The 8356-nt window shown below is 74.7% G+C and carries 3 protein-coding genes; all 3 read left to right on the top strand.

The genetic code is table 11. The annotated features are described in order from the left end of the window. The first annotated feature begins 268 nt into the window (after positions 1-268). The gene (locus tag ABD327_RS31910; protein WP_344456192.1) at positions 269-4165 is read left to right on the top strand and encodes an MFS transporter; all 3897 of its coding nucleotides are present in this window, start codon (positions 269-271) and stop codon (positions 4163-4165) included. A gap of 89 nt (positions 4166-4254) precedes the next feature. Next, on the top strand, positions 4255-5019 hold the full coding sequence (locus ABD327_RS31905) for a thioesterase II family protein (protein ID WP_344456190.1): 765 nt from the start codon (positions 4255-4257) through the stop codon (positions 5017-5019). A gap of 4 nt (positions 5020-5023) precedes the next feature. After that, on the top strand, positions 5024-8356 hold a 3333-nt coding region (locus ABD327_RS31900; protein ID WP_344456188.1), incomplete at its 3' end, for a condensation domain-containing protein.

The raw sequence follows: 8356 nt of genomic DNA, 5'->3' as shown, positions 1-8356 counted from the left end.
GTCACCGCGGAGGTGCTGCTCGCCGGCGGCGCGGAGCGGGCCGCCGAGCTCGGCTGGGATCCGCCGGTCCTGCTGGCCAAGGCGTCCGGGCGCGCCCCGCTCACCCCTGAGGAGGCCGAGGCCGCGCACCGCCTGGGCGTGCGCTGGCTGCCGCTCGGATGATGGGGATCCCCTGTCAGGCACCCCCCTGACAACGGCGGCCCCCGGCTCACCGGCCCGTGCGATGTTCGAGGTCGACCGGCCGTGAAGCCAGCCAGAGGGGTACGTCATGACCGCGATAGAGACCAGGGACGCCGAGGGCGGGGTGCGGGCCGAGGAGCGCCGCGACCTCGGCCGGCCGTTCTGGCGGATGTGGAGCGCAGACCTCGCCTCGGGGCTCGGCGAGGGCGTCCGGCTGGGGGCGCTGCCGCTGCTGGCGGCGTCCCTGAACTACACGCCGGGCGCCGTCGCCGCGGTCTGGTTCGCCGGCGGCCTGCCGTTCGTCCTCGTCGGCCCGTTCAGCGGCGTGCTCACCGACCGCTGGCCGGACCGGCGCAAGATGATGTGGGCCTGCGACGCCGTCGCCGCCGCGGCCGCCCTGGTGTTCGCGGTGCTCGTCGCGACCGGCGCGGCCACGATCGCCGCGCTGGTCGTCTTCAACTTCCTCATCGGCGCGGTCGCGACGCTGCGCGACAACGCCGCGACCGCGATCATCCCGCAGATGGTGCCGCCGCACCTCATCGACAAGGCCAACAGCCGGATCCAGGGCGCGCAGAACGCCACGATCGACCTGCTGGGGCCACCGGTCGGCGCGCTGCTGTTCGCGCTGCCGCACGGCCTGCCGTTCTTCCTGGACGCGCTCTCGTTCGCCGTCGCGGGCTTCCTGGTGTTCGGCCTGGCGGTGCCGCGTCCGGCGGTGGTCAGGCCGCAGACCCGCCTCACCGCGCGCAGCGTCCTCGCCGACGTGCGCGAGGGCCTGCGCTGGCTGTGGGGGAACAGGCTGCTGCGCTCGCTGTGCCTGGTGGTCGGCCTCATCACGATGGCGGTGTTCGCGGCGATCTCGGTCGCGGTCCTGTACGCCTTCGAGGTCCTGGGCGTCGGCCGGACGACCTACATCGTTCTGCTCGCGGTCATCGCGCTGGGCGCGGTCATCGGCTCGCTCCTCACCCCGGTGCTGTCGGACCGGTTCGGCCGGGCGGGCGCGCTGCGGATCGCGCTGCTGGCGGCCCCGGCCGCCTTCGTCATCGCCGCGCTGACCTCCAGCGCCGCGGTCGCCACGGTCGCGCTGACGGTCGTCGGCGCGACGGTCGGGATCAGCAACGTCATCGCGGTCTCGCTCCGGCACGTGCTGGTGCCCGAGGAGCTGCTCGGCCGCGTCAACTCCTCGTACCGGATCGTCGCGGTCGGCATGGGACCGCTCGGCGCGCTGCTCGCCGGTATCACCGGAGAGCTGTTCGGCCTGCGCGCCCCGTTCCTCATCAGCGCCGCCGCCGCGACGCTGGCCCTGGCGATCGGGCTGCGTCACATCACGCGCGCCGCCGTGGACGCCGCGACGACGCCCGCCCTTCCGGTGACCGGAATGCCGCTGGAGGTCGAGGAGCCCGCCGTGGACGCCGCGACGGTGTCCGCCCTCCCGGTGACCGCGACGGTGCCGGACGTCAAGGAGCCCGCCGCGAGGCCCCGGCGCCGCCGCCGCGGCCGCAGGATCCTCGGCGGCCTGCTCGCGCTGCTGCTCGCGCTGGTCGCGGCCGGAGCCGGGTACGGCGTCTGGACGGTCCGCGAGTCCTTCCCGGAGACGTCGGGCGAGGTCCGGATCAACGGCCTCCAGGGCGAGGTGAAGATCGTGCGGGACCGGTTCGGAGTCCCGCAGATCTACGCCGGGACCCCGGCCGACCTGTTCCTCGCGCAGGGCTACGTCCACGCCCAGGACCGGTTCTGGCAGATGGACGTCCAGCGGCACATCACGGCGGGCCGGGTGTCGGAGCTGTTCGGCCCGTCGGAGGTCGAGACCGACAAGGTGGTCCGGGCGCTCGGCTGGCGGCGCGTGGCCGAGGCCGAGGTCGCGCTCCTGCCGCCGGAGACCCGCGCCCACCTCCAGTCCTACGCCGACGGCGTCAACGCCTACCTCGAGGAGCGCGGAAGCGGCTCCGGCCTGAGCGCCGAGTACGCGATCCTCGGCCTGGTCAACGGCGGGTACGAGCCGGAGCCGTGGCAGCCGGCCGACTCCGTCGCATGGCTGAAGGCCATGTCGTGGAGCCTGCGCGGCAACATGGACGAGGAGATGCAGCGCTCGCTGCTCGCCGCGGGCCTGCCCGCGGAGCGGGTCGCGCGGCTCTACCCAGGTTACGACTTCGCCACCCAGCGCCCGATCGTCGCCGACGACGGCGCGGAAAAGGCGGTGGAGCCCGTCGATGAGCCCCCGGCGACGCAGTCGGCCCGGATCCGCACGATCGGCGACGTCGCCGGGCGGATCGACCGGCTGCTCGGCCCGAGCGGCCCCGGCATCGGCTCCAACTCCTGGGTCGTGGCCGGATCGCGCACCACGACCGGCAAGCCGCTGCTCGCCAACGACCCGCACCTCGGCCCGCAGCTGCCGAGCATCTGGTACCAGGCCGGCCTGCACTGCGCGGACGTCGGCCCGGACTGCCCCTACGACGTGACCGGGTTCGGCTTCGCCGGGATGCCGGCGGTCTTCATCGGCCACAATGACAAGATCGCCTGGGGCCTGACGAACCTCGGCGCGGACGTCACCGACCTCGTCCTGGAGAAGGTCGACGGCTCCACCTACGCCTACAAGGGCGAGCGGCTGCCGCTGGAGACCAGGACCGAGACCATCGAGGTCGCGGGCGGCGACCCGGTGACGTTCGAGGTCCGCGCGACCCGGCACGGCCCGCTGCTGTCCGGCCTGATCGAGGAGCTCGGCGTCCTCGGCGCGCGGGGCAGCACCCCCGAAACCGGCGAGGCGGGCGGCCACGAGGTCGCGCTCCGCTGGACCGCGCTCAAGCCGACCGCCACCGTCGACTCGGTGTTCGCCGTCAACCGCGCGACGGACTGGAAGTCCTTCCGCGAGGCGCTGCGCGGCTTCGGCGCCCCGGCCCAGAACGTCGTCTACGCCGACACCAAGGGCCATATCGGCTACCAGGCGATCGGCGAGATCCCGGTCCGGAGCAAGGGCGACGGCACCTACCCGGTGCCCGGCTGGACCGGAGCCCACGAGTGGACCGGCACGGTTCCCTACGACGAGCTGCCGAAGGCGTTCGACCCGCCGTCGGGCTACATCGTGACCGCCAACAACGCCGCCGCGGGGCCCGGCTACGAGCACCTGATCACCAAGGACTGGCCGGACGGCCACCGCAGCGAGCGCATCGCCACCCTCATCGAGGCCGCCGGCGAGCTGGACGCCGAGGGGATGCGCGAGATCCAGCGCGACACCCGCAGCCCGTTCGCCGCCGCGCTCGTGCCCTACCTGCTCGACGTCGAGCCCGGACCGGGCGCCGCCGAGGCGTGGCGGCTGCTGGAGGACTGGGACTACGGCCAGCCGGTGGACTCCGCGCCGGCCGCCTACTTCAACGCCGTCTGGCGGGCCCTGGTGCGGCTCACCTTCACCGACGACCTGTCGCGCACCGAGGCCAACGCCGAGCCGGACGGCGGAGGCCGCTGGCTGGAGGTGGTCCGCGGCCTGCTCACCGAGCCGGACGACCCGTTCTGGAGCGACGGCGGGAAGCCCAAGGATCGCGACGACGTCCTGCGCGCCGCGCTCGACGAGGCCGCGGCCGAGCTCACCGACCTGCTCGGCGACGACCCGGCCGACTGGCGCTGGGGCGCGATCCACCACCTGACGCTCAAGGAGAGCACCCTCGGCAAGGGCGGGCCCGCCCCCGTCCAGTGGCTGCTGAACAGCGGCCCGCACGAGCTGCCCGGCGGCAACTCCGCGGTCAACGCCAACAGCTGGTACGCGCCGGAGGGCTACGCCGTCGACTGGATCCCGTCCATGCGGATGGTCGTCGACACCGCCGACTGGGACGCCTCCGGCTGGATCAACTCCGCCGGAGTCTCCGGCCACGCGACCCACCCGCAGTACACCGACCAGACCGCGCCGTGGGCGGCGGGCGAGACGGCCGGCTGGCCGTTCACCCGCCCGGCGGTCGAGAAGGACGGCGAGTCCACCCTCACGCTGACACCCTGACCGGCCGCCCGCCCGGCCGGGCGGGCCCCGACCCGGATCGACCCCGCGGCCTCGGGCCGCGCGGAGGCACCGAACGGAGGAGACGAAAGATGGTCTGGCTGCGGAACTGGTCGCGCGACGAGGACCCGGCGGCGCGCCTGCTGTGCCTGCCGCCCGCCGGCGGAGGCGCCCACCTCTACCGGCGGTGGCCCGAGCGGCTGCCCGCCGAGATCGGCGTCGTCGCGGTGGAGTTGCCCGGCCACGGTTCCCGCCTCGGCGAGGACCCGCTGACCGGCCTCGCCGAGCTCGTGGACGGCGGCCTGCACGACGAGGTCGAGGAACTGCTCGACCGGCCGCTGGTGGTCTTCGGGCACAGCATGGGCGCGGTCGTCGGCTTCGAACTGTGCCGCGCGCTCCGCCGGCGCCGCGCCTGGCGCCCGGCTGGGTTCGTCGCCGCCGCCTGCGAGGCCCCGGACGTCCTGCACACCCGCGACTACACCGGCCGGATGACCGACGAGGGCATCACCCGGTTCCTCACCGCGACCGGCGGCACACCCGCCGCGATCCTGGAGAACGAGACGTTCCTGGACATGCTGCGCCCGGTCATCCGGGCCGACCTCGGCATGCTGCGGGCCCGCCGCCACACCGCCGAGGAGCCGCTCGGCTGCCCCGTCCGGGTCTACCTGGGCGCGACCGACCCGACGATCGACCCCGCCAAGGCCGCGCGCTGGGCCGCCGAGTCCGGCGGCGACCACCGCGTCCAGGTCTTCCCGGGCGGCCACTTCTTCACCCGGGAGTCCGAGCCGATCGTCCTGTCCCGGCTCAAGCACGACCTCAGGCACCTGTTGAGCACGACCGCCCCCCTGGAGGTATGACGCGATGCGACCGCTGTCCGCCGAGCAGCGAGAACTGCTCGACCGCATGCTCGACCGGCAAGGGATCGGCCGCGGCGAAGCCCGCATCACCCGCTCCGCCGCCGGCTCCGACCTGCCGCTCTCGTTCGCCCAGCAGCGCATCTGGTACCTCAACCGGATGCTGCCCGAGGAGACGATGTACAACGTCGCCGGCGCGGCCCGCCTGCGCGGCGACCTGGACGTGGAGACCATGCGCCGCTGCCTGGTCGAGATCGTCGACCGGCACGAGGTGCTGCGGACCACCTACCACGTGGGCCCCGACGGCAAGGGCGGCGTCCAGCGCGTCAACCCGGTGCCCGACCTCGCGCTCCCGGTGGTCGACCTGCGCGGCCTGGAGGGCGCCGAGCAGGAGGCGGCGGTCGCCGAGCACTGCGCCCGCGAGACCTCCCGGCCGTTCGACCTGGAGCAGGACCCGATGCTCCGCCCGGTGCTGCTGCGCCTGGCCGACGACGAGCACCTGATGATCCTGTGCCAGCACCACGTGGCGACCGACGGCTGGTCCCTCAACGTGCTGATCCGCGAGGTCGCCGAGCTGTACGGCGCCTTCTCGGCGGGACTGCCGTCGCCGCTGGAGCCCCTGGCCGTCCAGTACGGCGACTTCGCGGCCTGGCAGCGCCGCCACCTGACGCCCGAGCGGATGGACCGCGACCTGGACCACTGGAAGGACAGGCTCGCCGAGACCCGGCTCGTGGACGCCGCCACCGGCCTGCCGCGCCCGACCGTCCTCACCTGGGACGGCGGCACGATCCGCTACCGGATGCCGGCCGAGCTCGTCTCCGGGCTGATCCGGCTCGCCGAGGCCGAGCGCGCCACCCCCTACATGGCGCTCGTCGCCGCCTACTCCGTCGTCCTCGCCCGCTGGAGCGGCCAGGAGGACATCATCATCGGCTGCCCGATCGCCGGCCGCACCCGCGACGAGGTCGCGCCGCTCATCGGCTGCTTCCTCAACGAGCTCCCGCTGCGCCTGGACCTGCGGGGCGACCCCACCTACCGCGACCTGCTGCGCCAGGCCCGCGACGTCTGCCTGGACGCCTACGACCACCAGGACGTGCCGTTCGAGAAGATCGTCGAGGAGGTCAACCCCGAGCGCGACGCGATGTCGCACGCGCCGCTCGTCCGCCACCAGCTCGGCCTGCACAACGAGCCGCGGCACCGGATCGAGCTGCCCGGCGTCAGCTTCGAGGTCGAGACGCTCAGCACCAACACCGCCCGGTTCGACCTGGAGGTCGACCTCACGATCGAGGACGACGGCGCGATCACCGGCATGGTCTACTACTCCACCGACCTGTACCGCGAGGACGTCGTCACCCGGATGCTCGACCGGCTCACCGCCGTCGTGGCCGGAGCGGTCGCCGACCCCGACGGCGTCGTATGGCGGATGCCGCTGCTCGGCGACGCCGAGCGCGCCGCCGTCACCGGCCCGCTCGCGGGCGCGCCGCGCGCGGCCGAGCCGACCACGGTGCACGCGATGGTCGAGCGCCGGGCCGACGCCACGCCCGACGCGACCGCCGTCCTGGCCGGGACCGAGCGCTGGACGTACCGCGAGCTGGACGAGCGCGCCAGCCGGCTCGCGCACTGGCTGCGGCACCTCGGGGTCGGACCCGACCGGCTGGTCCCGGTCGTCCTGCCGCCTTCGGCGGACCGCCTCGTCGCGCTGCTCGCCGTGCTCAAGGCCGGCGGCGCGGCCGTCCCGGTGGACCCCGCGCACCGGGGCGCCGACGTGCGGGCGGTGCTCGCCGACACCGGCGCGAAGCTGGTCCTCACCGACGGGGACACGCTCCTGGACCCGGCGCTGAAGCTGTCCGAGGCCGACGCCTCGATCCGGATGCTCGCGCTCGACACCGTCGGCGAGCGCATCGACGGCTACCCGGCGACGCGCCCGGAGCCGGTGGCCGGGCCCGGCGACCTCGCGGTCGTCAGCTACGCCCGCCGGATCTCCGGCACCCCGGCCGGGTGCGGCTCCACCCACGCCGCGGTCGCGCACCGGCTCGCCTGGATGGGCGAACGGTTCCCGCTGGAGCCGGGCGAGGGCGTCCTGCCGCGCGCACAGGCTCCGCTGGACGCCTCGCCGTGGGACCTGCTCTGGCCGCTCACCTGCGGTGCGACGCTCGTCGTCGGCGCGACACCCTCCGTCGCGGACGGAGTGCCCGCCGCGGTCGGCACGCTGCGCACCACCCCGTCAGGCCTGGAGCGGCTGCTGGCCGACCCCGCCGTCCTGGGCCTGCGCACGACGCTGCGCCGGATCGTCCTGGACGCCGAGGAGCCGTGGCCCGCGCTGCTCGCCGAGGCCGCCCGCCTGCTGCCGGGCGCCGAGGTGGCGGTGCTGAGCGGCCCGGCCGAGGCCGCCGCCGACGTCGTCACCGCCGACGGATGCGGCGCGCGCCGGATCGTCCTGGACGCCCGAGGCGAACTCGTCCCGATCGGAGTGCCCGGCGAGCTGTGCCTGGGCCTGCCGTACGAGCCGCGAGGCTTCCTTGGCCGCCCGGTCTGCACCGATTCCGTGTTCGCGCCCGACCCGGACGCGCCCGGCGCCCGCCTGTACCGCACCGGCCTGCGCGCCCGCTGGCTCGCCGACGGCGGCCTGGAACTGCTCGGCCCGGTCGAGGACGCCCTGATGATCAGGGGCCACCACGTCGAGACCGCCGAGCTGGCCGGCAGCCTCGAAGGCCACGCCGACGTCGGCCGCGCCTCGGTCCTGCCCCACCCAGAGCCCGATGGCGGCCTGGTCGCCTACGTGTCGCTGCGCGACGGCGGGGGGCCCGGCGACGGCCCGGACCGCTGGGCCGAGGCGTTCGAGGCGTCCTACGGCGACCGCGCCGCCGAGGCCGACCCGGCGCTGAACCTCGGCGGCTGGACCAGCCCGGCCACCGGCGAGTTCGTCTCCTCCGGCGAGATGAACGAGTGGGCCGAGGCGAACTTCCGGCGCGTCCTGAGCCTGCGTCCGCGCGACGTGCTGGAGATCGGCTGCCGCACCGGCACGCTGCTGTTCAAGCTCGCCGCCCGCTGCGACGGCGCCTACGTCGGCACCGACCTGTCGGCCCGCGCCCTCAACCGGATCCGCCAGCACCAGGACTGGCTCGCCACCAAGGCCGAGTCGGTCCGGCTGCTCGAACGCGGCCCCGGCGACTTCACCGGCCTCGACGACGACGCGTTCGACACCGTCGTCCTGAACAACCTCGTGTCCTACTTCCCCGGCCTGCCCGCGCTGGAGCACGTCCTGCGCGGGGCGCTGCGGGTAGTGCGCGACGGCGGCCGGATCTACCTCGCCAGCGTGCGCAGCGCGCCGATCGCCGAGGCG

Source organism: Actinocorallia aurantiaca, assembly GCF_039533685.1.
Lineage (GTDB): Bacteria > Actinomycetota > Actinomycetes > Streptosporangiales > Streptosporangiaceae > Actinocorallia > Actinocorallia aurantiaca.
The sequence above is the reverse complement of the archived record's forward strand: the minus strand, read 5'-3'. Positions and strand labels throughout refer to the sequence as shown.

Excerpts from the sequence above, each read along its gene's own strand:
- ABD327_RS31910 (WP_344456192.1), top strand. The coding sequence starts at position 269 with ATGACCGCGATAGAGACCAGGGACGCCGAGGGCGGGGTGCGGGCCGAG.
- ABD327_RS31905 (WP_344456190.1), top strand. The coding sequence starts at position 4,255 with ATGGTCTGGCTGCGGAACTGGTCGCGCGACGAGGACCCGGCGGCGCGC.